Source organism: Paenibacillus phytorum, assembly GCF_013141715.1.
In the GTDB taxonomy this organism is placed as follows: Bacteria; Bacillota; Bacilli; order Paenibacillales; family NBRC-103111; genus Paenibacillus_E; species Paenibacillus_E phytorum.
Genome location: NZ_WHOA01000007.1, coordinates 1 through 25487 on the forward strand (window position 1 = coordinate 1; position 25487 = coordinate 25487).

The 25487-nt window shown below is 45.4% G+C and carries 29 protein-coding genes, 1 tRNA gene and 1 riboswitch; of the genes, 17 read left to right on the forward strand and 13 right to left on the reverse strand.

Annotated elements, in window-relative coordinates:
• Window positions 1-599 precede the first annotated feature (599 nt).
• Window positions 600-672: transfer RNA gene (locus GC098_RS01100), tRNA-Ala, on the reverse strand.
• A gap of 210 nt (window positions 673-882) precedes the next feature.
• On the opposite strand from GC098_RS01100, the gene GC098_RS01105 reads away from it, so the two are divergent.
• Window positions 883-1170: a hypothetical protein gene (locus GC098_RS01105; protein WP_171640178.1), complete on the forward strand. Its 288-nt coding sequence runs from the start codon at window positions 883-885 to the stop codon at window positions 1168-1170.
• 16 nt (window positions 1171-1186) lie between these two features.
• Window positions 1187-1702 carry a VanZ family protein gene (locus GC098_RS01110; protein ID WP_171640180.1) on the forward strand — a complete coding sequence of 172 codons (516 nt, stop codon included), beginning with the start codon at window positions 1187-1189 and terminating at the stop codon, window positions 1700-1702.
• Here the strand turns inward: GC098_RS01110 and GC098_RS01115 are convergent.
• On the reverse strand, window positions 1680-1829 hold the full coding sequence (locus tag GC098_RS01115; RefSeq protein ID WP_156396556.1) for a hypothetical protein: 150 nt from the start codon (window positions 1827-1829) through the stop codon (window positions 1680-1682). The two genes, GC098_RS01110 and GC098_RS01115, sit on opposite strands and share 23 nt — an antisense overlap.
• A gap of 114 nt (window positions 1830-1943) precedes the next feature.
• On the opposite strand from GC098_RS01115, the gene GC098_RS01120 reads away from it, so the two are divergent.
• Window positions 1944-3776 (forward strand): SgrR family transcriptional regulator, encoded by a 1833-nt coding sequence (locus GC098_RS01120; protein ID WP_171640182.1) that lies wholly within the window; start codon window positions 1944-1946, stop codon window positions 3774-3776.
• 60 nt (window positions 3777-3836) lie between these two features.
• Window positions 3837-4238, forward strand: a complete 402-nt coding sequence (locus GC098_RS01125) for a hypothetical protein (protein WP_171640184.1) — start codon at window positions 3837-3839, stop codon at window positions 4236-4238.
• Window positions 4239-4255: 17 nt separating this feature from the next.
• Here the strand turns inward: GC098_RS01125 and GC098_RS01130 are convergent, their stop codons facing one another.
• Window positions 4256-4516 carry a hypothetical protein gene (locus GC098_RS01130; RefSeq protein ID WP_171640185.1) on the reverse strand — a complete coding sequence of 87 codons (261 nt, stop codon included), beginning with the start codon at window positions 4514-4516 and terminating at the stop codon, window positions 4256-4258.
• Window positions 4517-4704: 188 nt separating this feature from the next.
• On the opposite strand from GC098_RS01130, the gene GC098_RS01135 reads away from it, so the two are divergent.
• On the forward strand, window positions 4705-5370 hold the full coding sequence (locus tag GC098_RS01135) for a tetratricopeptide repeat protein (RefSeq protein ID WP_171640187.1): 666 nt from the start codon (window positions 4705-4707) through the stop codon (window positions 5368-5370).
• A 13-nt stretch (window positions 5371-5383) separates the two neighbouring features.
• Here the strand turns inward: GC098_RS01135 and GC098_RS01140 are convergent, their stop codons facing one another.
• Window positions 5384-6436 (reverse strand): acyltransferase, encoded by a 1053-nt coding sequence (locus GC098_RS01140; RefSeq protein WP_171640189.1) that lies wholly within the window; start codon window positions 6434-6436, stop codon window positions 5384-5386.
• Window positions 6437-6707: 271 nt separating this feature from the next.
• On the opposite strand from GC098_RS01140, the gene GC098_RS01145 reads away from it, so the two are divergent.
• Window positions 6708-7139, forward strand: coding sequence for a DUF86 domain-containing protein (locus GC098_RS01145; protein ID WP_171640191.1), 432 nt, complete (start codon window positions 6708-6710; stop codon window positions 7137-7139).
• Between the two features lie 84 nt (window positions 7140-7223).
• On the forward strand, window positions 7224-7856 hold the full coding sequence (locus GC098_RS01150; RefSeq protein ID WP_171640193.1) for a helix-turn-helix transcriptional regulator: 633 nt from the start codon (window positions 7224-7226) through the stop codon (window positions 7854-7856).
• A 43-nt stretch (window positions 7857-7899) separates the two neighbouring features.
• Here the strand turns inward: GC098_RS01150 and GC098_RS01155 are convergent, their stop codons facing one another.
• Window positions 7900-8532: a bifunctional 4-hydroxy-2-oxoglutarate aldolase/2-dehydro-3-deoxy-phosphogluconate aldolase gene (locus tag GC098_RS01155; protein ID WP_171640195.1), complete on the reverse strand. Its 633-nt coding sequence runs from the start codon at window positions 8530-8532 to the stop codon at window positions 7900-7902.
• A 176-nt stretch (window positions 8533-8708) separates the two neighbouring features.
• Here GC098_RS01155 and GC098_RS01160 point away from each other — a divergent pair, with 176 nt between their 5' ends.
• Window positions 8709-9155: a DUF948 domain-containing protein gene (locus tag GC098_RS01160; protein WP_171640197.1), complete on the forward strand. Its 447-nt coding sequence runs from the start codon at window positions 8709-8711 to the stop codon at window positions 9153-9155.
• A 14-nt stretch (window positions 9156-9169) separates the two neighbouring features.
• A complete protein-coding gene (locus GC098_RS01165) occupies window positions 9170-9541 on the forward strand; it encodes a YtxH domain-containing protein (protein WP_171640199.1) in 372 nt (123 codons plus the stop codon).
• A gap of 48 nt (window positions 9542-9589) precedes the next feature.
• Here the strand turns inward: GC098_RS01165 and GC098_RS01170 are convergent, their stop codons facing one another.
• Window positions 9590-10705 carry a phosphodiester glycosidase family protein gene (locus GC098_RS01170; RefSeq protein WP_171640200.1) on the reverse strand — a complete coding sequence of 372 codons (1116 nt, stop codon included), beginning with the start codon at window positions 10703-10705 and terminating at the stop codon, window positions 9590-9592.
• Window positions 10706-10826: 121 nt separating this feature from the next.
• Window positions 10827-11486: a helix-turn-helix domain-containing protein gene (locus GC098_RS01175; RefSeq protein WP_171640202.1), complete on the reverse strand. Its 660-nt coding sequence runs from the start codon at window positions 11484-11486 to the stop codon at window positions 10827-10829.
• Window positions 11487-11659: 173 nt separating this feature from the next.
• On the opposite strand from GC098_RS01175, the gene GC098_RS01180 reads away from it, so the two are divergent.
• Both GC098_RS01180 and GC098_RS01185 read left to right on the forward strand, forming a co-directional pair.
• A complete protein-coding gene (locus GC098_RS01180; RefSeq protein WP_171640204.1) occupies window positions 11660-13696 on the forward strand; it encodes a glycoside hydrolase family 15 protein in 2037 nt (678 codons plus the stop codon).
• 18 nt (window positions 13697-13714) lie between these two features.
• Window positions 13715-14878 carry a glucose 1-dehydrogenase gene (locus GC098_RS01185; protein ID WP_171640206.1) on the forward strand — a complete coding sequence of 388 codons (1164 nt, stop codon included), beginning with the start codon at window positions 13715-13717 and terminating at the stop codon, window positions 14876-14878.
• Window positions 14879-14927: 49 nt separating this feature from the next.
• Here GC098_RS01185 and GC098_RS01190 read toward each other — a convergent pair whose 3' ends face one another.
• A complete protein-coding gene (locus GC098_RS01190) occupies window positions 14928-15092 on the reverse strand; it encodes a hypothetical protein (protein ID WP_171640208.1) in 165 nt (54 codons plus the stop codon).
• Between the two features lie 156 nt (window positions 15093-15248).
• Here GC098_RS01190 and GC098_RS01195 point away from each other — a divergent pair, with 156 nt between their 5' ends.
• The 5 genes from GC098_RS01195 to GC098_RS01215 all read left to right on the forward strand — a co-directional run bounded on the left by GC098_RS01195 (window position 15249) and on the right by GC098_RS01215 (window position 19025).
• Complete coding sequence (locus GC098_RS01195) at window positions 15249-15668, forward strand: disulfide oxidoreductase (protein ID WP_171640210.1); 420 nt, start codon at window positions 15249-15251, stop codon at window positions 15666-15668.
• Window positions 15669-15753: 85 nt separating this feature from the next.
• Window positions 15754-16740 carry a polysaccharide deacetylase family protein gene (locus GC098_RS01200; protein WP_171640212.1) on the forward strand — a complete coding sequence of 329 codons (987 nt, stop codon included), beginning with the start codon at window positions 15754-15756 and terminating at the stop codon, window positions 16738-16740.
• Between the two features lie 117 nt (window positions 16741-16857).
• Window positions 16858-17667 carry a glutamate racemase gene (gene racE, locus GC098_RS01205; RefSeq protein WP_171640214.1) on the forward strand — a complete coding sequence of 270 codons (810 nt, stop codon included), beginning with the start codon at window positions 16858-16860 and terminating at the stop codon, window positions 17665-17667.
• A 170-nt stretch (window positions 17668-17837) separates the two neighbouring features.
• The gene (locus GC098_RS01210; protein ID WP_171640216.1) at window positions 17838-18713 is read left to right on the forward strand and encodes a M14 family metallopeptidase; all 876 of its coding nucleotides are present in this window, start codon (window positions 17838-17840) and stop codon (window positions 18711-18713) included.
• Between the two features lie 102 nt (window positions 18714-18815).
• Entirely contained in the window at window positions 18816-19025 is a 210-nt protein-coding gene (locus tag GC098_RS01215; protein WP_029199363.1) for a hypothetical protein, read from the forward strand.
• A gap of 41 nt (window positions 19026-19066) precedes the next feature.
• On the opposite strand, the gene GC098_RS01220 is transcribed toward GC098_RS01215, so the two are convergent.
• The 4 genes from GC098_RS01220 to GC098_RS01235 form a co-directional block, all read right to left on the reverse strand.
• Complete coding sequence (locus GC098_RS01220) at window positions 19067-19267, reverse strand: DUF2524 domain-containing protein (RefSeq protein WP_171640218.1); 201 nt, start codon at window positions 19265-19267, stop codon at window positions 19067-19069.
• 501 nt (window positions 19268-19768) lie between these two features.
• Window positions 19769-19948, reverse strand: coding sequence for a hypothetical protein (locus tag GC098_RS01225; RefSeq protein ID WP_171640220.1), 180 nt, complete (start codon window positions 19946-19948; stop codon window positions 19769-19771).
• 126 nt (window positions 19949-20074) lie between these two features.
• A complete protein-coding gene (locus tag GC098_RS01230; RefSeq protein ID WP_171640222.1) occupies window positions 20075-20926 on the reverse strand; it encodes a bifunctional 5,10-methylenetetrahydrofolate dehydrogenase/5,10-methenyltetrahydrofolate cyclohydrolase in 852 nt (283 codons plus the stop codon).
• Window positions 20927-20988: 62 nt separating this feature from the next.
• Window positions 20989-21068: riboswitch (ZMP/ZTP riboswitch) on the reverse strand.
• An 80-nt stretch (window positions 21069-21148) separates the two neighbouring features.
• Window positions 21149-23398 (reverse strand): FAD-dependent oxidoreductase, encoded by a 2250-nt coding sequence (locus GC098_RS01235; protein ID WP_171640224.1) that lies wholly within the window; start codon window positions 23396-23398, stop codon window positions 21149-21151.
• 123 nt (window positions 23399-23521) lie between these two features.
• Between GC098_RS01235 and GC098_RS41085 the strand changes: the two genes are divergently transcribed.
• On the forward strand, window positions 23522-24304 hold the full coding sequence (locus tag GC098_RS41085) for a helix-turn-helix domain-containing protein (RefSeq protein ID WP_171640226.1): 783 nt from the start codon (window positions 23522-23524) through the stop codon (window positions 24302-24304).
• 59 nt (window positions 24305-24363) lie between these two features.
• Here the strand turns inward: GC098_RS41085 and ytvI are convergent, their stop codons facing one another.
• Window positions 24364-25476, reverse strand: a complete 1113-nt coding sequence (gene ytvI / locus GC098_RS01245; protein ID WP_171640228.1) for a sporulation integral membrane protein YtvI — start codon at window positions 25474-25476, stop codon at window positions 24364-24366.
• Window positions 25477-25487 lie beyond the last annotated feature (11 nt).

Below are 25487 nucleotides of genomic sequence, written 5' to 3' on the forward strand. Positions count from 1 at the left end.
AAATCCAATGGAATTATGAATTTCGTTCTGAATATCCATCCGAATGTCCCAGAATGTCAAAGGTCTTAAAGAGTTGGCTCGCGTGCGAACCTTCAGGGGTTCTCCCCACAAGATTCCGCACAAAAAAACACGATCCCGAAGGACCGCGTTTTTTCTAGTATGGAATCAAGGGGGATGTATGAATCTAGATTTAAATGGCTGACGTAGAAAACTCGACGCAGACAAGCCTAGCGGTAGATTCAGACGCCGTGCTCCTGCACTTGAAGCTATTTCTTTGAAGTTGATTCATTCGCTCCGTCCGCGCGGGCGAACCCTCGGGGTTCTCTCCCCCGATTCCATACAAAAAAACGCGATCCCGAAGGACCGCGTTTTTTCTAGTATGGAGCCTAGGGGGATGTATGAATCTAGATTTAAATGGCTGACGAAGAGACTCGACGCAGATAAACTTAGCGGTAGATTCAGACGCCGTGCTCCTGCACTTGAAGCTATTTCTTTGAAGTTGATTCATTCGCTCCGTCCGCGCGGGCGAACCTTCGGGGTTCTCTCCCCCGATTCCATACAAAAAAACGCGATCCCGAAGGAACGCGTTTTTTCTAGTATGGAATCAAGGGGGATCGAACCCCTGACCTCTTCGCTGCCAGCGAAGCGCTCTCCCAGCTGAGCTATGACCCCTCAATGTCGCTCAATTAATGTCGACTTTTCGTATTATACATGAATTATTCAGCTCTAGCAAGCCCTGTGTCGGAGAATTTTCCTATAGTTTTTCTTCCATACATAGCCATTTGACGTTTCTGTTGCAAAGAGCGGCAAACGTTGTTTTCAGCCGGTTATTCATGCTAACCTATTAAAATAAACTAGTTGATCGTTTGGGAGTGACGAAGAGTGTCGAATGCGGTGTTGTATTGGGTTTTCTTAGGTGTAGCTTTTGTAATTCCGTTTGTTATCGGTGTGTGGTTAATGCGGAAAACGAATCGATTGGGATTCTCTTTCTGGATAACGACAGCTTTGAATATTGTTATGACGTTGGCTGCTGCGTTTTGGTGGAAGTCTGTGACGGATGATCCGTTCCGCATGATGTTTGGGATGGCCTTTTATGGGGTATCTGCAGTAAATCTGATGGTTATTGAATTTTTTGCTTTATTCAGCATTCGTAAGAAATTGAATCCTTAAGGGGAATGATTCACTCATGACGAAATCATATTCATCATTTTATTATTATTTTTTCTTGACTGCTGCCGTCCTATGGATGGCGTTTATTTTTTTGAAGTCGGCAGAATCGTATCAGCAGCAAAGCTTACGGCCGCTGTTGGAATCCAAGCTTGCGGGCGTTCAACTGATGAACATATTCCCACATTGGGAGTTCTCCTATGACCACCAAAAGATCTCGTGGCAAGACCCCATCGGTGCCATCGAGTTTTTCATAAGAAAAGCAGGGCATGTTAGCGAGTTCGCTATCCTTGCCCTGCTCTGGTCCTTAGCACTGCTGGCGAAGCCTGTAAAAGTGATCATGACACTGCTCACCTCCTCCATCATTTCGTTAGTTTATGCGGCTTCCGATGAATGGCATCAAACTTTTGTAAAGGGTCGAACGGGGCATGGGATTGATGTTGCGGTCGATGCCATGGGTATACTTCTGGCAGTTCTCCTCGTCCTAGTGGTTCTTTGGATAAGAACTAGGATTAAACGAAGAAGAATAAGTTAGTTAGAAGCATGTAGACTTTTCTTTTTTTAATCGATTTCCATTTCCAATGCTCGCGAGCTTCGCTTTCCAAATCTTGCTGCTGCCATTGCATCAGCTTCTCGGATACGTATAGATCTGTAGGTTGCATACGGTTCACCTTCCTTTCTTTTCCTGTTAGATCTAGTTTACATCTAGAATAAGGGGAACAAAAAGAGTATAATTCTCTTTAACTATTTCCCCTTTTATGGAAAGGATGTTGAGTATGCAGCTTTTGACCCATTTCTTAGAGCTTCGAGCTAGTTTTGAACATGGGGTAGAACATGAACCACAGCCTATAACGTTAGATGAATTGGCAGATAGATTGTATTGTACAACACGTAATGTAAAGATTTTGCTTAAAAAAATGATGGAGCAAGGCTGGGTATACTGGAAGCCTGGAAGAGGAAGAGGCAATGTCTCCGAGATTACGTTTCTTGTCTCCTCGGAGGATATGATTTCGAAGCAGGCGATGGAGTTGGCGGGCCGAGGCGATTATAAAGGGACGATTGAACTGATCCACCAATTGGGTAGAGGAGAGGCGCTGCAGGACTCTTTCATCGATTGGTTGTTCAGTTTTTTTGGTTATCGTGCAGTCGAACTTGAGGAGCGTTATAAGGACACACTGCGGTTTCCGGTCTATAAATGGCTGGTGACGTTGGATCCGGCGCACTCTTTTTATGCATTCGACTGCCATCTCATTAATCAAATCTTTGACACCCTGATTGTGTACAATCCGCAAACAACGATCTTTGAGCCCCATTTGGCGCATTATTGGGAAGTTAGCGAGGATGGCTTACATTACACGTTCTATTTGCGAAAAGGCGTACTGTTTCATCATGGCAGAGAGATGACGGCGCATGATGTTTTTTACACATTTTCGAGATTGAAGGAGCTTGGCCTCTCGGCGTGTCAAGGTTGGATGACCGAAACTATTGAGAATATGACGGTACTGAATCGAAGTGCGATTGCTATCGAGTTGATGCAGCCGAATGTGCTCTTTTTGCAGCAGTTATCGCATTCCTCGATGGCCATCCTGCCGGAGGATATTTGTCGGGATAACGAGGGAATCTTCGGACGTATGCCCATTGGGACAGGGCCTTTCAGGCTTGAACGAAATGATGATTATATCTGTAAACTTCGTGCTTTCGATGGTTATTTTGGGGTTAGGCCTCATCTGGATCAAGTGGAAATCTGGCTTTTACCGCAGGATTTATCTGAAGTTGGCCCTAGTTGGGATATGGTGCAAGTACTTTGCGACCATACGAGTTCTCGTAAACCCGTTGGTGCTGTCGGTAAAGATACGGAATGGCATCAGATTGAGCAGTCGATTCTCGGCTGCAGCCTCCTTACTTTTAATCAGAATAAAAAAGGGCCTCAGCAGGATACTCGTTTCCGCAAAGCAATTGACCTGATCATCGATCGTGATCGAATGATTGAGGAGCTCGGAGGCTTCAGAGAAGCGCCTGCCAGCAGTTTTTTACCGACGTTGGATCGCAAAGGCAAAGAAGCTGTCTCCGATTATCGTACTGATTTCGTTGAGGCTAAGCGCCTTCTTGATGAAATGGGGTATAACGGTGAGTTCCTTCACATGTACATATATAGTAACAACAACGAGGATGCGCTATGGATCTGTGAGCAGTGTTCCAAAGTTGGAATTAGGATTGAACTGACAACCCGGAGTAAGTCAGATATGATGGGGCTGGACACGATCCAAGAAGCAGATCTCATATTCTATCACATTTGTATGGAAAGCGATTATGACCTTCATATTATTCAGACGCTTAAGCAAAGCAACAGCTATGTCCGCGCCCATTTAAATAGCGAACAAATGGCTTGGGTTGATGCAGAAATCGATCAAATTCTCCAAAATGCAAGTCAAGAAGCGCGCATATGTAAGCTAAACGAGTTAATTGAAGTGCTTCAGGAGGAGAAATCGTTTCTGTTCGTGCTCCATCGTTCTCAGCAAACCACGTATCATGATTCGATCAAGGGAGTGAGCATTAACGATTTGGGTTGGGTTGATTTTCGGAAAATATGGTTCACTCCAAGCGTTTGATAAATCCTATAAAACTGGAAATACTCTTCTTTATAAAAGGTAACATTAGGAGGGTATGACATGAGGAAAATTAAACAGGCAAACATTGTTCGCTTTACGGAACGCAATGATGTTCGGTGCGCCGATGTTGAAGTTAAAGCCGATGGCATAAATGGGATTTTACTGGCTGAATTCACGGCCATGAAAGATAACGACTTTGACATGAGACATGTGTATCGCAAGGAAGCATCGAATGAAATCGACTGGTATGATAACAATTTACATGAGGCGTTTAAAGATGTTTCTGAGGAATTGTTCAACAACAAGGATATTGATAAAGAGTGGGGCGAGCGCGAGGCGTTCATTGAAGAGATCTTGTCGTTTGGTTCGATTCGTGAAGAGCTGGAAGAGCATTTTCGACGTACTCGCACAGCTTCGCTTTTTCACACAGACGATGTGGAAGATCAGACCTTTTTACATTAATAAAAAAAAAACGACCCTTAAGGTCGTCTAGTATATGGTTCGTAGCGGCTTTCCATGGCGTGCCAGCGTGCGTTAGCCACGAAGAAACCTATGAAGAGGAAGACGAGAAGACGAATCGGTAGCCAAACCCATTTGAGCTCTTGAAAACTAAGAAATTCGATGACGCTAAATAATAACGTGAGCCCGATGCCCCAAGGGAGCAGGCCGAACAGAATTAAATACTTGGATCTTCCCAGTTGTTTTCTTTTGTGCCAAATTTCTTTACGTGGATCGCTCATCGATAAACTCCCTTTTTTCTTTTCATTATAGCACCGCTTCAAAAAAATCTCGAATGAGTGATCCATCTTTCAAATATATAGTAACTAGTAGAAGCACTTGGCTAAAGGCTAGGTGCTTTTTATTTGAATAGGGATGACCAAACAAGGAAGATTATGGTAGGATAAGGAAGTCGAAAGGAGGGTTTATCGTGCTTATCAAAATACTTGTTTTCGGTTTATTATGGCGCCTTGTTGGCAATCCGTTCCTTGCTCTTCTTATTTTATTAGTTATTCTGTACGTGCTGGACAGAAGATTTGTCGGGTTAACGCCAAACATATTTAAACCATTTCAATTAAGCCGCAGAGCATCTAGATTGCGAAGTGACCTGCACGCTAATCCGCATAATACGTCAGCAAAATTGGAGCTGGCAAGGATTCTAATCGAGCGCAAAAAGTTCAGCGAAGCGCTTCCCTACTTGGAACAAACTTTGTCTATTATGGAAGAATCCGCAGACGTCCACTATGAGATTGGCCTCTGCCACCTTAAGCTAGGGGATCTCATTAAAGGTGAAAGCTATATGCTCAAAGCAGTAGAATTAAATCCACGAGTCAAATTTGGTGAAGCTTATTTGCGACTTGGTGAAGCTTTGGCTCCATCATCCCCAAAGAGAGCGGCGCAATTCATCGAGCAATTCCGAGACCTGCATTCTTCTTCGGTTGAAGCTTATTACCGTCTAGGCCAGCTGTACCAGCAGCTCGGCCGCGCAGAAGACGCCAAGCGCGCTTACCGCGAAGCGCTGGATATTCACCGCGGCTTGCCGCGTTACAGCCGCAGACAGCAGCGGCGATGGGCGCTATTAGCCCGCTTTAAATGAAAGAAGGTTCCGCTCAGTTGGCGGAACCTTTTCTTTGTGCGCTCGTATACAGCCGCACGAGCAGCCAAGAGCCAAACAGTCCGATGAGAATCGACGCGACCGTGTGTAGATCGTACAGCCAGAGCTGCTCCTGATCTGGCGCGATGCGATCCCAAAGCGTCAGCAGCGCGGGATGCACGAGGTAGATACCGAAAGAAGCTCCGCCTAAGGCAGATAAAACGGTGCCAATTGGAGAACTGCTTTCCAGCAGATTACGACCCCATTGGACGCAGCATAGCGGGATCGCCATACAATAAAGGAGAAGAGCTAGCTCGAACCATGAATTTTCGATAGATGCGAGCCCGTATTCATGGAGCAATAGCATCCCCACAAAAGCGACACCTGCTAGAAGAATGATGCTCCAAATCCAACTTTTATACCTTACAGACCAAGCAACAATCACCGCATAATGAATCCCCATGAAAGCACCGAAAGCAAAAAGGGCAGAATAGCTTAGAAACAGTGAGGCGTATTCTGGAATAGGATACATCCAGTGATGAAAGCAGTAGGCAGCTGCTTGAATCCCGATACCTATAGGAATAAGTCCTTGACGAAACCGATGAGACCGTCTAGCAGCCGTCATCATCAAGGGGAATAAGAGATAGAACTGAACAATAATGACCATATAATAGAGATGATAGCTGGCATTTCCCGACATAAGCAGTTTGATTACGTGTACGACGTCAAAACCAATGTTGCCATGAAAAATGAATTGATTGAATAGGTAGTAAAAAAGTGACCAAAGGACATAGGGGGTAAGAATTTTTCGCAAACGTTTTGTCCAGAAAACCCGCGACATTCCCGGCTCCCAGCGGTCGTAATACGTATAAAATAAGACAACACCACTGATCCAAATAAAGAGTGGAACAGTGAATAAACTAGCCTTGTTGAGAATGAAAAATACGGCATGAGATCCAGTTCCTAACGGTAGCTGAGTCGCGTCTGAAGTACTATGAATGACGAGAACTGCGATGATCGCTATAGCGCGCACGATGTCGATTTCGGTAAGCTTGGGCCTTGATAACATGTCTACGACTCTCCTTTTTTCACTTTTTTCACTCTATCATGAAAGAAATGAGAGAACAATACGGTTGCCAAGAGAATCTTGATTGGCTTGACGCTCCCCCGCACCCGCGATAAACTGAGAGTAGAATGAACCAAGTGAGAGTCAAGAGGGTGAATGAACGTGAGTTATGAATACGTCATGCAGGCTGTATTGTTAGTATTTCTGGTTATTATTACTTTTTTTGCAATGATGATTTGGACGAAATGGCGAAAAAGAGGACGGAGATAGCCCCATGTATTTTATTAACCATGAACAGATTAATCAAAGAATTCAGTTTCTGACCGCTTTAGCTGATGCTAGCAAGCAATTAGAAGAACAGTGGGCGAAAGGCACCAATGATCTTGTATGGCAGCTTGCGCAGGAACGTGTTCTGCATTTAGCGATAGAAACAGTGACAGATATAGGGAGCTTGCTGATCGATGCTTTTATACTAAGAGATGCTAGCAGCTATGAGGATATCGTGGGAATTGTCCATGGAGAAGGCGCTTATTCAGAAACATTGACCAAGACGCTGCTTCAGCTCGTGAAGCTCAGAAAGCCTCTTGTCCAGGATTATGTCGACTGGAACCGCCAGGAATTGAACCCGTTAATCCCGAAACTTCCAGCTGCTTTTGAAGAATTTGCAGGTAGTGTTCGAGCTTTTATTAAGAGTGAATTGGAATAACATACATAGTTGTTTCTTAATTTACTTATTGTTAACAATGCTGTAAAATGAGACTTAAATGACAGTTCCGAGGTAGGTGAGAGAGTGAATCATGCACTTGAGACATCCACGCGTAAAGTGATTCTTTCTATGCTCAAAACTCAGGGACCGCTAAGTGTCCATGATATTTCCAAACAGCTCGGAATTACGGAAATGGCTGTCAGGCGTCATATCCATTCCTTGGAGAAGGATGATCTGCTCGAAACGAAGCTGGTTAGGCAAGCCATGGGAAGACCGTCTAACGTTTACACGCTAGCTCCTCAAGCAGATGAATTGTTTCCCAAGAAATACATGCAGTTGACGCTCGATTTGCTAGATGAATTATTAGAAGGCGAAGGTCAGGAGAAGATCGAACGTCTTTTTGAAGGCAGGCAAGCTAAGCTTGAATCCCGGTATCAATCGCGTATGAGCGAGAAAAGCTTGGAAGAGCGGGTGGCTGAGTTAGCGCTTATTCAGAACGAGAATGGCTACATGGTGGACTGGTCACAGCTTGGTGAGGACGCGTATATGTTTAGTGAACATAACTGTCCGATTACGCAGGTGGCGAATACTTTTGCACAAGCTTGTCAGTGTGAGTTAGCCTTGTTCCGGAATTTGCTTGACGCGAACGTGGAGCGAACGGAGTGTTTAGCGAAGGGTGCAAGCAAGTGTGTCTATATCATAAGTCAAAATAAATAACCATCAACCTCGTATACGGAGGAAGATGGTTTTTTTGTATGTCCTAACGTGAAGCAGCAAGAAGACTGGCAGCTTTATCTGTAACCCAATCGAAGCGGCCTGCTTCGATTTCTTTGAGATTAATTAAGGTGCCACCGATACCTAGTCCGTAACAACCAATGTTTAGGAATTGTTTGATATTCTCCTCCGTAACCCCGCCAACGGCTATCAATGGAATTTGGTCGAGAGGACCCATCAATTCTTTGATATAAGTGAGACCTAAACTCGCACTCGGAAATACTTTAACAGCCGTAGCGCCAGCCTTCCATGCTTTAACGATCTCTGTTGGTGTCATAGCACCTGGGAAAATCGGAATCCCCTCTTGCCTGGACCAACGGATCACTTCCTCATCCATATTCGGAGTTACCAAGAACGAAGCACCGGCATGGACCGCTTTCTTAGCATCTTCTAGATCTAGTACAGTACCTGCGCCAATAAACATGTGCTGCCCCGATTGTTCCTGCAGCTCGCTTATCATACGCAGAGCCCCTGGTGTATTGAGGGTGACCTCCATGACGGTAATGCCACCTTTAAGAAGTGCGTCAGCTAAAGAGAGAATGTGGTTTTCTTGCACACCTCGAACGATAGCAATGATACGGGTGCGTTCGATTTCTATAAGTCCTTGCTCTCTGTTCATTTTAATCCTCCAAGTGTTCTAGTTTGATTTGATTTTATTATGACAGGTCTCAGAAATTTTTCCAGCTTTTTTGTGTCAAAACAAGCTGCTCCTACCTATACTGTAGTAAATCATAGGCATTCGTCTAGAAGCCGTCATCAAACCTCACAGCTGTTAGCTCCCAGGAGGTGCCCGTCATGACATGGATAGAGATAAGTATCGTCAGTTCAGCCGTTGCTTTTATCGTGCTCGTCGCCTTTGCCATTCGCATGTTGATTGCCATTGTGCAGATACTAGGCAAGTTGGGTGATACGGCTGCTCAAGCGAAGAAGAACATAGCTGAGACAGCAGAGCAAGCGGAGCAGTTGATGACAAAGGTAGGGCTGCTCACCGAAGAGGTGCATATGCAGATACTTACATTAGAGCCGAGTATCCAATCTGTGGAGAAGGCAGGAGCTGCTATAGGGGATGTCGCTTCTGCACTTCGCAAAGCCTCACGTGTGATGAACGAATCGATTCATGGTGCGGAAAAGGTTGTACATACCCACCAGAAGCGAATTCAAGACGCCATGGAGTGGGCAACGACGGGGTTTGAGCTGTGGCAAAGATGGCAAATTCATCGGAATGCCAAATCAGACAATTAAGGAGTGGATTTCTCATGTCCAATGAAAAAAAAGGTAAAGATCTTCTCATCGGTGCGGTTGTTGGTGGCTTGCTTGGAGCAGCAACTGCGCTTCTGTTTGCACCGAAATCCGGCAGGGAATTGAGAAGTGACATTGCGGAGCAAGCCCAAGTAGTTAGCGACAAAACCGTGCAAATCGCAAGCAACGTGAGTCAAAAAACGCAAGAAGTTGCGAAAACCGTGAGCACAACAACAACTGAACTATATGGAAAAGCAAAAGACACAGCCGTAAACGTGGTAGATACCGTTCGTTCCTGGAAAGAGCCCAAAAGTGACGAAGAGCCGGACTCCTCGGTTGAAGAAGTAAGCGAAGCTGCGGAAGATTTGGTCATTCTAGGAAATCGTTAAAACAAAAAAAGCAGGAAGCTCCGAGAATAGAGCTTTCTGCTTTTTCTTTTACCACTTGGAAGGATCAATCTTGCGAATATCAAGACCTTCCCAGACGTTCTTAATGTTCGCCGTTTCTGGATGATCGAAGAGAAGCCAGGCTGTAGGGAGGTAACGTTCCCCGTATTCACTTGATGGCTTGTTGATGATTTCATTCTTATGAACGAGTACGGTTGAGGCGCCGCCATCTAAATTCGCAGCCGTTACAGCGCCATGCTCTAGGAAAATCTGCTGTACATCATACAGCGTCGCTCCTATGCTATGCTTCTGTCTGCCATCGATGATAGCGAATAGAATGGAGCCGTCCTTCGTCTGCGCCATACTGGTCCGAGGAGCAATTCCCCAACCATCGGCTTGGCTCTTGATCTGCCCAACACCATTCACGATGAAGCGAGGGCTGAACGAAACAGCTTCCTGAACGCCCATTTCCAAAAGCTCGGAAACCTTGTATTTGCCTGCAATCATGCGGCCTTCTCTATCGATACCAACGACTTGCACGGTGCCGTTCATGCCTTTGTCATTATAAAAGATTTTGCCTCCGGAGATGACAATTCCTTCAGGCTGGAAGCCATTTCCTTCCCAATTGGGATCGATGAATCCTCCGCCATTAACACCGAGAATAGCTCCGGTTCTTTTGACCATAGAGGAGACCTTCTCCCCTTTACCTGCTTTCTCAGGTACGGCAATTCGAAGCTTCTTAGGATCCGAAATCGTGACGAGCTGTCCTTTGAAATTTGCCCCCGATATCGGTTCAATTGTGACCAATTCTTTCTTGGCAACAACGGGGGTAAGAGGGGAGTTAGGCTCAATTTCAACGAATCCTTTATCTTTCTCATCGCCCATTTCGTCGAATTGCTTCCAATAGGCTTCCACGCGCTTCTGTAGCTCTGTAGATCCTATCAAATATTTGGCCCACTCCCGGTGTTGGGTTGTAATCAAGGTGTCAGCCATCATTAATCTTACATTTGAACCTGAGGAAGTAAGGAAAAACCAACATAAGGACATTACAGAAAGTAAGGTAAACCCAAGTACCCCATACACGATAAAGCTCATTCCCGCAGATCTTTTGCGTTTAACTTTCGTTAGACGAGAAGTCTGCTGGGAGGTGGTTTGTTGTACAGCCATTTATTCTTACCTATCCTCTCTGCCAAAAAATCAATCTAACCATCCATATAAATAAACGAAAAGAAAGGAGAAAAAGTTTCATAAATGACTGAACTTTTCTCCTTTTTTTGTAAGTTGTTCCCTAAATAGGCCGCTTTAAAGACTGGAAAAGTGAATCTGTTGCGGAGTTACGGTCGTATTGAAACTCCAATCCCATTCCTGTGTTCCGTGCTACGCTGCGGATGATTAAATCATGGTATTTCTTCTGACGAATCGCTGCGATAACGACAAACTTGCTGACTCCTAGAGGATCGAAATAGAGTTTTCCTTCTTTTTCGATGTATTTCTGTACATGATTTAGGTTGACGAATAAGTCTGTATCCATCTTCTTAAATCCTTGCTCTTCAAGCTTATCTAGAAAATGACTGAAATCCAGTAAAGAATTCACACTTCGGCTAACTTTGCCAATTCGTGTATGGTAAGTAATTTCCTTCGTACTAACTTCGATAAACAGTGTATCCGACATGGGGACTAGCTCCTGCTCATTGATGGCAAGGACGTCCTCTTTTTCGAGATACCCGGCTTTCTCCATAAGTTCTGTATATGAATAGTTGTAGGCATCCGACAGCTTTTTCAGCGTGACAGGAGAGGGTTTGATTTTCTCATTGGTCGAACGATTCCGCTCTAATTCAAGGTCTCGGATGTAGGCATGTGAAAGTCCGCTTTTATGGGCCGCTTCACGCAAAGACATCTTACCCCGTAAGCTTTCCAAAAATTTACCGAATCCTTCAAATTGTTTCATAATAATGTATCCCTCCATATGTTTTTAATTGTAAATGAATTCGAAAGAAAAGAACATATTTAAGGCGCGAATTGGTGCCAATTACCTCAAAATCCAGCCAAGAACCGCCGCGTGCATATTTAAGTACTCAAATTGGTAAATTAGTAGCAATATCTTGGAAAGAGGCTGATGGAATGGCAAGAGATTTACCCATAGGAAACGGGAATGTACTCATTAATTTCGACGCTGCTTATAATATTCGTGACATGTATTACCCTTTAGTAGGTCAAGAGAATCAATCTAGCGATCATCTTTCACATTTTGGCATTTGGTGTCCGGAAGGATTCTTCTGGATTGACGATCCTGAGGTTTCCAAAAAGCTCAATTATTTGGAAGATTCGCTTGTTACTAACGCTGATTGCGCCCATGAAAGGTTAGGTCTCAGCTTCGTTATTCGTGATGGGGTGGATGTTCAGCAGAATGTTTTTTTACGCAAGGTGAAGGTAGAAAACCGCTTTGATGTGGAAAGAGAAATTAAACTGTATTTTCATTTGGATCTCCAAATCTATGGAAATGGCGTCGGAGACACGATTTATTATGATCCTGAGCTGAATTCACTTTTATTTTATAAGGGTCATCGTTATATGTCACTATCTTGCTTGTCCCCAGACGCTGAGAAAGCAATGCCTAGCGGTTATGCGACAGGACAAAAAGGGATTCATGGTTTGGAAGGAACATGGCGTGATGCTGAGGATGGTCATCTAGGTGGAAATGCCATCGCGCAGGGATCCGTTGACGGTGTGATTGAATTGACGATGAAACTACCGCCAAAAAGCGTGAAAGAAGCTTGGTTCTGGGTCTGTTTTGGGCGTACGAAGCAGGAGGTAGAGCGTTTAGAGCGATTACTTCGCACAGCAACCCCGCAAGCATTATTACAACGTACTCACGATCATTGGGTAAAATGGGTGAATCAGGATGCCCACCAGCTCTCACTGCTGAAGCCTGATTTGGAATCATTTTATAAGCGATGCTTATTAATTACCAGAACAAACGTCGACAATCGTGGGGCCATCATTGCGGCGAATGATTCGGATATTCTGAAATTTGCCAAGGATACTTACTCATATATGTGGCCGCGCGATGGCGCTTTGGTGTCACATGCGCTAGACCGGGCAGGCTATTATGAATTATCTAGGAAATTTTTTGATTTCTGTATAAAGGTGCTAACACCTGAAGGCTATCTCATGCACAAATATAATCCTGATAGTTCCGTGGGCTCGAGCTGGCATCCCTGGGTGGATAGTCGGGGGAATAAGCAGCTTGCGATTCAAGAGGATGAGACAGCTCTCGTACTGTATACGTTATGGCATCACCATAAGCTGGCTGGAACGATAGAGAGTTCACGTGAGGATTATGAGAAATTTGTGAAGCCCGCGGCGGACTTTCTCGTTCGATACCGGGATGCATCTGGCCTTCCTTTGCCTTCCTATGACCTCTGGGAAGAGCGTTATGGCGTACTAGCTTTCACCGTGTCATCAGTATATGCCGGTCTTATAGCAGCAGCACGTTTTGCCGAATACCATCAGGATAAAGTACGCTCCATCTACTATGCAGATATCGCAGGACAAGTGAAGAAAGCAGCTGAACAGCATCTGTATGCACCCGATCAGAATCGCTTTTTGCGGGCTTTATATTGGAATTATGAACAAAATACGTATGTGCCGGACTACACACTGGATATGAGTATGTACGCACTATTTGACTTCGGATTGTTTGAGCTTGAAGATCCGCGGATAGTGGCAACGATGAAGATTTTGAAAGAAAAATTGTGGGTACAAACGGACATCGGAGGTATCGCACGTTACGAGAACGACTATTATCATCAAGTTACCAATGACGTAGCTAAGGTACCAGGCAATCCTTGGTTCATATGTACCCTTTGGTACGCAGAATGGCTGGTGGCGTCTGCCAAAACCGTTCAGGACTTGTTGGAAGCGGAAAAATTGATGCGTTGGGCAATTCTACATGCTGCGCCTTCAGGGGCGATGGCTGAACAAGTACATCCTTTCACGGGAGAGCCTATGTCTGTGTCGCCACTTACATGGTCACATGCTTCCTTTATTAAGGTGACGCAAGAATATTTGTCAAAGTTAAAGCTATTGACCTCGAAGGGAACGAAGCAAGCCGTTGATGCGAGTGAGGATAAAGTACTGGAGCCCGTCGTTCATTAGTTGGAAGGAGAGGAAGTAATGAAGGCAATTCGCGTCAAGCAACTTCGACAGGGGAACCCGACTATTCAGCTTGAAGATGTGAAGAATCCCGTGATTTCAGGGCCTCAAGAAGTCATTGTAAAGGTACTTGCAGTTGGACTGGACGGCACCGACAAGGAAATTCTACAGGAGAAATACGGCGTTCCACCCGAAGGTGAAGATGATTTGACCACGGGGCATGAGTCGCTAGGGGTTGTGACTGAAGCTGGGGCGGAAAGTGGATTCCAGCTTGGGGATCTCGTAACTGCAATTGTAAGACGGCCTTGCAGCAATCAAAGCTGCGTCAATTGCCGCAATGGTCATTCGGACTTTTGTCAGACCGGTGAGTTTGTAGAACGGGGCATTAAAGGGGCTCACGGCTTCCTCTCCGAGTATTACAAAGAGGAAGGTCGATATTTGGTTCAGGTGCCGAAGGAACTGCTGAAGCATGGGGTACTAGTCGAGCCGCAGAGCATCGTTGAGAAAGTTTGGGACCAAGTACTGCGTGTCCAGCAGCGGTTGATCTGGGAGCCGAGAACTGCGCTCATACTCGGATCTGGACCGCTTGGTTTGCTCGCTGCGATGACTTGCCGCCTGCTGGGGCTGGAGGCGTATGTCTGGTCCAAATCTCCGCAGGACAGTCTACAAGCGCAGCTTGTGAAGGACAGCGGAGGTGTGTTTAAGGAGGCCGGCGCTGACGGCACCAGCGCGGCGACTATGACGGCTTATGCCGAGGGTCTCGGCAAGCCGATAGATCTGATCCTCGAATGCACGGGCTACAGCCCTTTAGCTTTCGAGGCTATGTCTGTTCTAGCGCCGAACGGTGTGTTGGCGCTGCTGGGTGTCACGCCAGCGGACCGTAAGCTGGAGATCTCATCGGACATGCTCAACCAGAGCATGGTGCTGGAGAATAAGTGCGTGATCGGCTCGGTTAACGCTTCACGCAAAGATTTCGAGACCGCCATTTACCGCTTACAGCAAATGGAGAAGCAGTTTCCAGGCTGGCTCGACCGCTTGGTTACGAATCGGATGACTTTGGAAGACGTGCCAAAGCTGGATTTTAAAACCATACCGATCAAAGCTGTTGTAGATATTGTTCCCGTGGAACAATGGAATGATCTCGTGAAACAAACGAATGAAGTGGTATATAGCTTCTCCGTTTAATGGAAGTTGGACTGCCCTATAAGTAGGTAAATCACTTGAGGACAGCCCTTTAAAGTTTTTTGACCTTTTGGAACATTCGAATCGTATTTAGCATGAAATTAAAACTGCCATTGGAAATTTCCAACGGAATCGACTCTAATGCTTTCAAATTCGCAATTCCATTGGAAATTTTCCAATGGAATTGGCTTCCAGACTGCCAAATCCCTACTTCCATTGGATTAATCCAATGGAAGTAGCAATCAGGCTTCGAATTCACAAGTAGTAGCTAAATTTTCTCAGTATGACTTTTGGGACAGCCCCATTTTTCGTTCTTGTTAGACTTCCTTTCACAATTTTTTTATAATAAGGAGGAAGGGGAGGACGAGCATTGATGTCAAACAAATGGTTGCGAGATAATGGTATGCACCTATCATGGCTTTTAGCATTAATAGCCACATTGGGAAGCCTGTATTTCTCAGAGATTATGAACTTTATTCCTTGTAAATTATGTTGGTATCAACGCATTCTTATGTATCCATTAGTTGTCCTATTAGGGATTGCAGCCGTGCGCAGAGACTACAAAATAACCATCTATGTGCTGCCGCTGACCATCTGGGGAGCTTGTATTTCCATTTACCATGTTCTGCTGCAATCGGGTGTATTTCACGAATCAGCAACAGGCTGCGGCCCTATTCCATGTGATGTTGATTACTTGAACTGGCTGGGCTTCATCACGATTCCTATGCTTGCGGGAACAGCCTTTATTCTCATCACGATTCTTCAATTTATGACGTATCGAGCTACGAAATAACATCGTTTACCTAAAATAGGCAGGGAAATTGTCTAGCGCTGTCGAAATGAATACGTGAGTATTCATTCCAAAACGAGGTGCTACAATGAAGCCAATTACCAAAAGTGCTGCACTACTGATCGTTCTAAGCGCATCATTGATCGGTTGTGCAGACAAAAGCCTGTTATCCCCAGACTTGAGTCAAGCCCAAAATACTACGCCACAAGCAACAACAAGTGCAGCGGCGACTCCAACTCCTAAATCAACTGTTAAACCCATACCTACACCTCAATCCACACCTGTTCCCAGTGCGAGTACGACACCGAAGCCAACAACGGCTCCAGAGCCAACCGCAACACCAAAGCCAGCAGTGGTAGGTAACTATTCTAAAACCAAGTCAGTGACTGGCGATCGCGTGCCTTATTCCTGGTATTACATGAAAAAGAAAACGGGGCAAGTTCCTGATTTTCCAAAAGAAACAAAATCCTTCACGGCGGACCAGAAAGCAGTTTGGGTCGGGACCGGTAAAAAGGTTTATTTAACGATCGATGCTGGAGGCCCCTTGATTGAAGTCGATCTCATGCTTAAATCGCTAAAAGAAAACGATGTGAAAGCGAATTTCTTTATTTCGGGCAATAACATTAAGAAAAATCCGGAGTATTTGAAAAAGGTTGTAGCTGATGGTCATTTCGTTGCCAACCATACGATGACACATAACGATTTTAATGAGATGACCGATGATCAGATTCGCAAAGAAATTACGGATTTCGAAGCCTTATATAAAAAACTAACAGGTAAAGAAGTCGAGAAATATTTCCGCTTTCCTTATGGGCATTACAATCTACATAATTTGAACTTAGTATCCAGCATGGGCTATACATCTGTGTTCTGGTCTACAGCTATGCGAGATTGGGAACCGAGGGCCAACGGAGCCGAGGATCCATACAATGATATTATGAATAATTTGCATGATGGCAATGTGATTTTGATGCATCAAGGATCATTAGAAAATATGCAAGCTCTGGCTCGTATTTGCAAAGAGATCAAGAAAAAAGGCTATGAATTCGGAATTGTGAGTGAACTTCATTCCTAAAATGTAGGTGTCCGACCAGAAATCTGATCCGTTCACCTAGGTACCTTTCAGCTTGTACGCTCATATCCTATCCATGTGGTTACGTATTTCATTAACCGGCAAAGGAAGCGGATAGGTGTGCAGCAAGCGATAGCCGTACTGGACTCCGGAGTCGGAGGATTAACTGTAGTAAAAGAACTAATGAGACAGCTTCCGCAGGAAAAAGTGATCTATTTCGGAGATACAGCGCGAAGTCCGTATGGTCCCCGCTCTGCTGGAGAAGTAAGAACCTTCACTCGGCAAATCGTCGAGTACTTAATTCAGTTTAATCCTAAAATGATTGTTATCGCTTGTAATACAGCAACTGCAGTGGCCATAGAAGATATTCGAGAGCGGGTATCCATTCCCGTGATTGGCGTTATTTTGCCTGGAGCAAGAGCCGCTATCAAAACGACGCGAAGCGGCGTTATCGGAGTTATCGGTACGGATGGAACGATTCGCAGCAATGCCTATGAATATGCGTTAAGGTTGATTTCGCCGAACATTCAAGTATATAGCGAAGCTTGCCCGCTATTAGCGCCGTTCGTAGAAAAAGGGCTTTTCGGTGCGGATAGTGCAAACGAGGTTGTCGAGCAATCGCTCAGACAGCTAATCGGCAAGCCGATAGATTGCTTAATCCTAGGCTGCACGCATTACCCCTTCCTAGTGGAGGCCATTTCTCGTGTCATGGGACCGGATGTGACGTTGATTTCTTCGGCAGACGAAACGGCAAGAGAGATCAGCACGATCCTTTATCACCGCGACATGCTGACCTCATCGGGGCAGCTTCCCATCCATCAATTTTTTTGCAGCGGTGAGCCAGAATTATTTAAGAGAATTGCGCAGAATTGGCTAAAAGAGCAAATTTCTATAACGCCTGTCGTTTGGCAGGTGCCTAATATTTTATAAGTGACGTGAATAGACCCTGATGAGGGTCTATTTTTTATTTCTAGTACGTACGACATTACCCTTTCATCCAGCATCTGCTAAAGGTATCTCCGCATGAATCCGCATGATTCTAAGCCTGCTGGCATAATCATAGCCATACGAACTAAGTAAATGGGCTGTGAGGTGGTCGTGTGTTAGGATACGGGTATTGGACACTTTGTGAAGAACTGAATCGGCTCTGCAAGATATATCCTTTTCTTCAGGTAGAAGAGATAGGCGCAAGTGTAATGGGGAAAAGCATACCAGCTCTGCGAATTGGTCAAGGTACGAAAGAGATTCACTTCAACGCATCGATGCATGCCAATGAATGGATAACAACACCGTTATTAATGCAATTCGTGGAAGACCTTGCTTGCTCCTATGCAAGAGGGACGGCATGGCATGGCAGCAACATTAGACGGCTCTTATCGGAGTATTCCCTTTGGGTTGTACCGATGGTGAATCCAGATGGTGTAGAACTTGTTTTGTCTGGTGTAACCGAGGAGCATCCTCTCCGAGAGCAGTTGTTGAATTGGAATGGAGGATCGCTGGATTTCAGAAATTGGAAGGCCAATATTCGCGGTGTTGATCTCAATGACCAGTTCCCTGCACACTGGCAAGAAGAGGCAATGCGTAGAGAGAAGGCTGGACCTGGTGAGCGCGATTACGGTGGGGAGGCACCGTTAACGGAGCCGGAGTCAGCAGCTTTAGCTCAATTTACAGAAAGACATGACTTTGAGCTTGTCGTGGCGCTGCATACCCAAGGTAGGGAGATTTATTGGAATTATCGCGACTATGAGCCGCCGGAATCTGAGGCATTTGCCGAGCGATTAGCCCTAGCCAGCAGCTATCAGGCTGTTAAACTGACGGACAGTGACGCGGGTTACAAAGATTGGTTCATCCAACAATTTCGTAGACCCGGCTTTACTGTTGAAGTAGGATTTGGGGTAAACCCATTGCCCGTGGAATCTTTCGCAGCACTCTATGAGGAATTGGTTCCGATCCTATTGACGGCGATGGAATTCTAATATTTGTCATAGACAAGTATAACGAACTTGAGCATGCTTCCCAAGAACCGTTCCGCCCAGACTTCATATACTGAAGTAAGGAAACAGTTGGGAGGCGTGGATATGGCACCACCTAAAGGGAAAGGCAAGGCATCCAAGAAGAAAGAACTTTCATCCAGAGTGCAATACACGATGAGGCTTGTGGAATCGTCCACATGTGCGGTTTGTAAGACACCGTGCACGAGAGGACTTCGGTATTTGGCCATGATGTCTGAGCCAGGAGCCGTTGGTAAAGGTGTTCCGTGTATTTTGACAAGAAGAAAAGTCAACTAATGCAAAAGTCCACGCCCCGTTATATAAGGCGTGGACTTTCATCATTTTGGGATATGTTCGCTTGGGATGGAACACTTATTTTCAATAAAACGAATTTGATTCTCAAGTCGATTCCGATGCTCTTCTTGTTCGTTGTCTGAAGAGGCTGCTTGTCCTTGGAATTGTTCAAGCTCTTGTTTTAAACTATGCAGGTCAGAGCCCGCATTCGCACAGTCATAATTGCTTTCTAACTGATCGAGCATATATAGGCCTCCTGAAGTGGAATAACGTTATTTCTTGCCTTTCTTGTTGCTTTTCTGATCTGTTGTTCGTGTTGTTGTATTTTGTCTGGCGTGCCCTTGCTGCTTATGATCTTCTGACATTTGGTTGTTCACTCCTTAAAATGTAGGATTTTGGGCGGTGCGAGATTATTATAAGCAATCGGCTGAATTTGATACGAAAAAAATAAAAACCCCGCGAGCGATTAAAGAGCGTTCGTCAGGGCTGAGCTGTGATGTGAAATGTTGCCGTTAACTCTAACCTTTCTTATTGGTTTTCTGATCTTGTGCACGTGCCGTTGTATTTTTTTTGGATTGTCCTGTTTTTTTATGAGATTCAGACATGGTTGTTCACTCCTTAAAATGTAGGATTTTTGCGCTGCGAGATTATTATAAGCATTCGGCCGAATTTGATGCGATAAAATTAAAAAGCCCCGCGAACGAGTTGGAATCGTCCGTCAGGGCTGAGCTCTGAATAGGTATGGATTAATGGTTCGGTGTCAGCAATTTATCTTCTAAGGATTGTTTAACCTTCTTGATTGCATCTGTCTCTAATTTGTGGTTGTGGTTAAATTTAGTGCCTGTCAATGCAAGCGCTTCCTTAACCGTCATTTCCACACGAATCAATTCTTCACCTTGCGGGATTTGCACGGAATTGTTTGGCATTTGTATCACTCCTATGTCAACTTTTTGAAGTGGAAACCTTGATTTGACGCACTTTTAATATAACACACCATGTAAGGTTAAACAAGGGTTATTAAGACCTATTTTAGAAAAAAGAATGTCGCAAACTCAAGTTGTTATTTTACTTTTTTCGGCAGCAAGAACGGTATGTTTGAGCAGCATCGCGATGGTCACCGGACCAATTCCAGCAGGGACAGGGGTAATAGCACTCGCCTTTTTGTGACAAGCATCGAAATCGACATCGCCAATGTTGCCAGCATTATATCCAGCATCTAAAACGACAGCACTTTCCTTAATCCATGCTCCTTGAATAAATGCAGGTTTACCAACTGCAGCAACCACAATATCAGCTAATCCGATGATTAGGGGGAGATTATTTGTTTTTGAATGGCAAATGGTTACGGTTGCGTTTCTATTCAGCAGCATAAGTGATACGGGTTTACCTAGAATAGGACTCCGACCAACGATTACCGCGTGCTTGCTTTCAATTGGAATCTGATAATAATCGAGAATAGCCAGAATGGCGGCTGGAGTACAGGATGGAAAGCTGGACACTCCAAAAGCATTTTGAGCAAAGCCCAGCATGGTAACGCCATCCACATCTTTTTCGATCTGAATGGCTTCAAACGCGGCTCTTTCATCAATATGTTGTGGAACCGGATGCTGCAATAAAATACCATGAATCTGAGGATCCTCGTTTAATTGTTGGATAACGGCAATAAGTTCCTCTGTCGTAGTTGCTTTATTTAGGTGGATTCGTCTGGAATCAATGCCTAGCCGCTTGCATGCGCTGCTTTTCATACGTACATAGGTTTCGGAAGAAGGGTCATCTCCAACAAGTATCGTAGCTAAACATGGCAGGATACCTCTTACAGACAGTTGGTTGATTCTTTCGACTAAAGTTTCGTTCATGCTTTTCGCTACACGTGTACCATCCAAAATTAATTTTTCTGAATTCATTTTACCCTCAACCCTTCATTTGTTTGTAAAAACACAAAGAGGTAAGGGGGATGAATCCCCCTTACCTCTGCCCAGGCGTACGGCTGTAACATCAATGTGCTTCCTCATGGGTATCCATGCTTCGCCAGTCACACATCAACTTTTAATTGATTTAATCATAATGGCAGGATATGGAATATGCAACTCTTAAAATGATTTATTGATGCTGTTGATTTCCTTCTATCAACTATAACAACGAATTTCAACAATCTCTGCCCGTTCCGCTCCGTTCGTCGCTTCAACGACCACACGAAGTCGATCAGTCGTTACAGCTTCCGGCAAAAGATGAACATGCTTGCGCGTATGATTATCGAGCCCCTCAGCCACTGTTGTCCAGTCGCCGCCGATGAAGGCCTGAAGTTTATAGTCTTTGACCAGTTCAGGAATGATCTCGAATACCGTCCGATGATGATGCAAATTAATTAAATCTTCGTTCACGTCGTCATTGAAAGTAAGATGTACACTGCGAATCCGGACAGCCTCCGGCCAACTGGCTTCAAGCCACTCTGGCTGCGAGACCTCAAGGCCAGCCGATGACCAATGATGAGGGCCTCCGTAAGGACGCTTATACCCATCGGCGGCTTTGTCGGCTGCGAATGCGGATGTGGGAGCGAGCAGACGGAAGCAGATTGGCTTCCGAATGAATGCTTTCGCGCTCCAATCAATGACCGGCTGATGATGATGCATATCACCAAAATCTACGGCATCTTTTGATGCAGCATCATGCTTGAAGGAAAGCACACCCGTTTGTGGTCTGGCGGATAGATGGACAGAAAGCGCCGGGTTGCTTCTGAGAATGATAAAAGCATTCTGAGCGGTGTCAGGATGCCAAGAAAGGGAAGCCTTCACCCACTGCTGAGAACCCTCGGCTACAGCTACCTGAATGGACGTCACCTGTGAGTGTGGGACGTAGTTCTGCGGCTTCCCAGTGCTCCAGAGTTCGACTGTCAGCTCGGTAGCCTCCGAAGCATCCAGCAGCAGCTCGATGCCGTCAATGAACGGATCTGCCGGCACGAGAAGCGCCACATGCGCGATCAGCGGCAGCACCGACGCAGATCGCTCGAGCGCAAGTCGCGTCAAGGTGCTGGACGCTGTCATCTCAGCGCGTAGGACGAGGTCTGCCGCATCCGCGTTCTTCAGACCGAGGACGGCTGCATCCTGTCGAAGCAGCGTCTGCTGAAGCTCGCTTAAGTGGCTGCTGTGCAGCTCGCGAGGGGAGATGCCCTTTGCCGCGCAGAGCGCGGCTCCTGTGCCCGCGGCTTCGCCTATCACGGCACATGTCGCCATAACGCGTGTCGTACCAAAGGCCACGTGGGACGCGCTGATGTTGCGTCCTGCCATCAGCATATTCGTCACGTTGACGGAGTAGAGGGAACGGAACGGGATATGATAATTGCCGTCCATATGCATATGTTTAGATCCTTTCGCTGTGGCGTACATCCCTTGCGGTGGATGTAAATCGATGGACCAGCCACCGAAAGCGACACGGTCTTCAAACAGCTCCTGTGCGATGATATCGTTCTGATTGAGCACGTAGTCCCCAACGAAACGACGATATTCCCTTTTCCCCGGAATGGAGCCGATCCATTCGAGCGTCAGGTTTTCACTCTCGAATTTACCGGAATTTTTGATATAATCCCAAATGCCATAGATGACGGAGGATAGCTCATCCCGGATTCGCTCATTTTCATGTACAACATCATGCTCACCGCCCCACTCAATCCACCAATAAGCACAGCCATTATCTCCGCTGCGAATGACGCGTTTCATGGGAATGGTGGTTTGTGTGATGTCTTTCGCGAAGCTTGGTGCGATATATTTGACCGGTCGACCTGCGTCTTTTGTATAGAACAGCAGGGTGCTTCCAAGTGTAATATCGTCCGCGACGAGCGGTGCCCATTCCTCATTAAACTCCTCTTGGGCTTCACGTCCAATGCGGTATTTCGCACCTGCGAGGAAACCGACTAACCCGTCGCCTGTACAATCAAGGTACACACGGCTATCGAAACGAATACGACGTTCAGAACCCATCATCCAACCTGTGACAGAACGAATTGTTCGATTGGTCTCGTCACCATCGGCGTGGACTTCATGGACATCCGTGTTCAAGAACAAAGTGATATTCTTCTCTGCTTTGACTTTTTCCAATACGATCAGGTCCCAGATATAAGGGTTTCCGTCGATATTGCGGTACTGGTTCTCCACAAATAGTTCACCCATGATACCGGTTTCTCTAGCATTTCGATGTACACCGTGGGAGGTAGCGCCGCATACCCAGACGCGAACTTCGCTGCTGGCATTACCGCCAAGGACAGGACGATTTTGGACGAGAGAGACAGTTTGGCCTAACCGAGCTGCAGCGACTGCCGCACAAACACCTGCTAATCCTCCGCCGACTACGGTTATGTTTGATTGAACGATTTCATGCTTCATAACTTAGCACCTCACTAGTTTGTAGGATATCTTTAATTTCATTGTAGAATATCCTATTTCTATTGAACATGCAGACAGTTACAATAGACATATACTTTATTTCAATATGGAAGGGGTGAAACAGTGGCGTTTCGTGATGTGACTATAAAGCTCATCTCCCATGTCTATTGGCACCGTAAAGTGGAGTTTATGCTAGAAGAAGATGAGTATCCTTGTTGGACGATATTTGCCGTAGAAGACGGGAGATTCTTCTATCGAGTTGGGGAGCAGAAAGGCGAAGCGGAGTTCGGAGACTTTGTCATCTGTCCACCCCATACCGTGTTTCAGAGGAAAACACTCGAACCCCTATCGTTTCACTTCCTGCAGTTTGTATGGATACCTGAACCTAGTCTTGGCAATGAAGCCTTCTGGAAAGGGAAATTGACGATTAACGACACAGATCGTTTATCTTCCAATTATCGTTATTTGAGACAGCTTCCCGGCTGGGATGAAGAGAGCACGCTGCATAAACAGCACATGGTGAACGATTTTTTACGTTTGGTCAAAATGGAGCAAGATCGCAAAGATGACCCTTCCACAGAAGTCGATTTGTTGATGGAGAAAGCTCGGAGGTACATGACGGAATATGCTTATGCAAGCCTATCCCTATTTGATTTGGCGGTAACGCTGGGACTAACCCCCGTACAATTCACCCGTAAGTTTCGCAGGGCGTTCGGACAAACACCTTCTGAGTTTTTGAATGAGATGCGTCTCACAAGAGCTCGTCATTTGTTGGAGGGATCAACGCTTACTTTGGATGCGATTGCCGAGAAATGCGGATTCGAAAACGGCTTTTATTTGAGTCGCGTTTTTACGCAAAAAATGGGCATGGCTCCATCGATATACCGAAGCAGGCATCGCGTATAAAAAAAGGGCCCCAACTTTTCCTGAGGAAAAGCTGGAGCCTTTTTCGTTGACGCGGGACATTAAGTTCCGCTATAAGGTAATTTACCTTGAACATACTCATCTTCAGGCTTACGAATCCAGCGTTGGAGGTAGCCTTGCGTATACAGAGCTTTGATTAGAATGATCAGTACAGGCGAAAGGATGACCCCTGCAAATCCAAAGAGCGAAAGGGATACAATCATGAAGGCTAAAGTCGTAAAGGCCGATACCCCAAGTGATTCCCCAGTAATCTTTGGCTCCATAATTTGTCTGACGAGGATGACGACTAGGAGTAAGGAACTGAGCCAGATCGCTAGAGTCGTTTGGCCAACAATAAACAGGTAGATGATCCACGGAATGAACAATGTGGAAACGCCGAGCAATGGCAGTACATCGAATATTGCTGACAACAGCGCGATGGAGAAAGCATTGTTAACGCCGAGCATGAGCAAGGCGAAAAATACAACAACGAACGTCAAACTGATTAGTTTGGCTTGCGCTTTTATGTAGGAGACGATACCCTTCACGACATTTTCTTTGAGAAAAAAGAAGACGGATTTGAAGGTTTTTGGTGTTTTTTCACCTGCAAGGCGTTTCCAAGAATCAATTTCAATGCTTAGGAAGTAGGCTAAGATAATCCCGACGATGAAGTTGAACATGAAGGTTGAGAAGGATGTTAGCGAGGCTACCAATCCAGATAAGAAAGCAATGATAAACTTGGAGGCATTACCTGCGAATTGCCCGGCATAATCTTTGGCTTTCACAATAACGTCAGTTGGCAGCGCTTGGAATTGGTTATTCAATTCGCTAATTTTTTGCACAATTTGATCGTTGAACACCGCTTGATATTCATCCACCTTATCGACAAGACTCATGATCTGGCTGGTGAAAATGACAGCGGCACCGGTCAGTGCGCCAAGGATAATAAGGACGAATACTAAGGTCGAAATCGCCGATGCGATTGACTTACGTATCCCTTTGCGGTTCAAAAACCTAGCAAAAGGCTCGATCATCATAAAAATGATCAGAGCCAGAAAGATAGGGGTAGCGATGCGATACAGGTAACTAAATAACAGCATGAATAAATAGACGGTTAGAACAATGAGAGCAATGTCAAAGGCTGTCCTCCAATATTTCTTGTAAAAAGAAATCATGCATGTTCCTC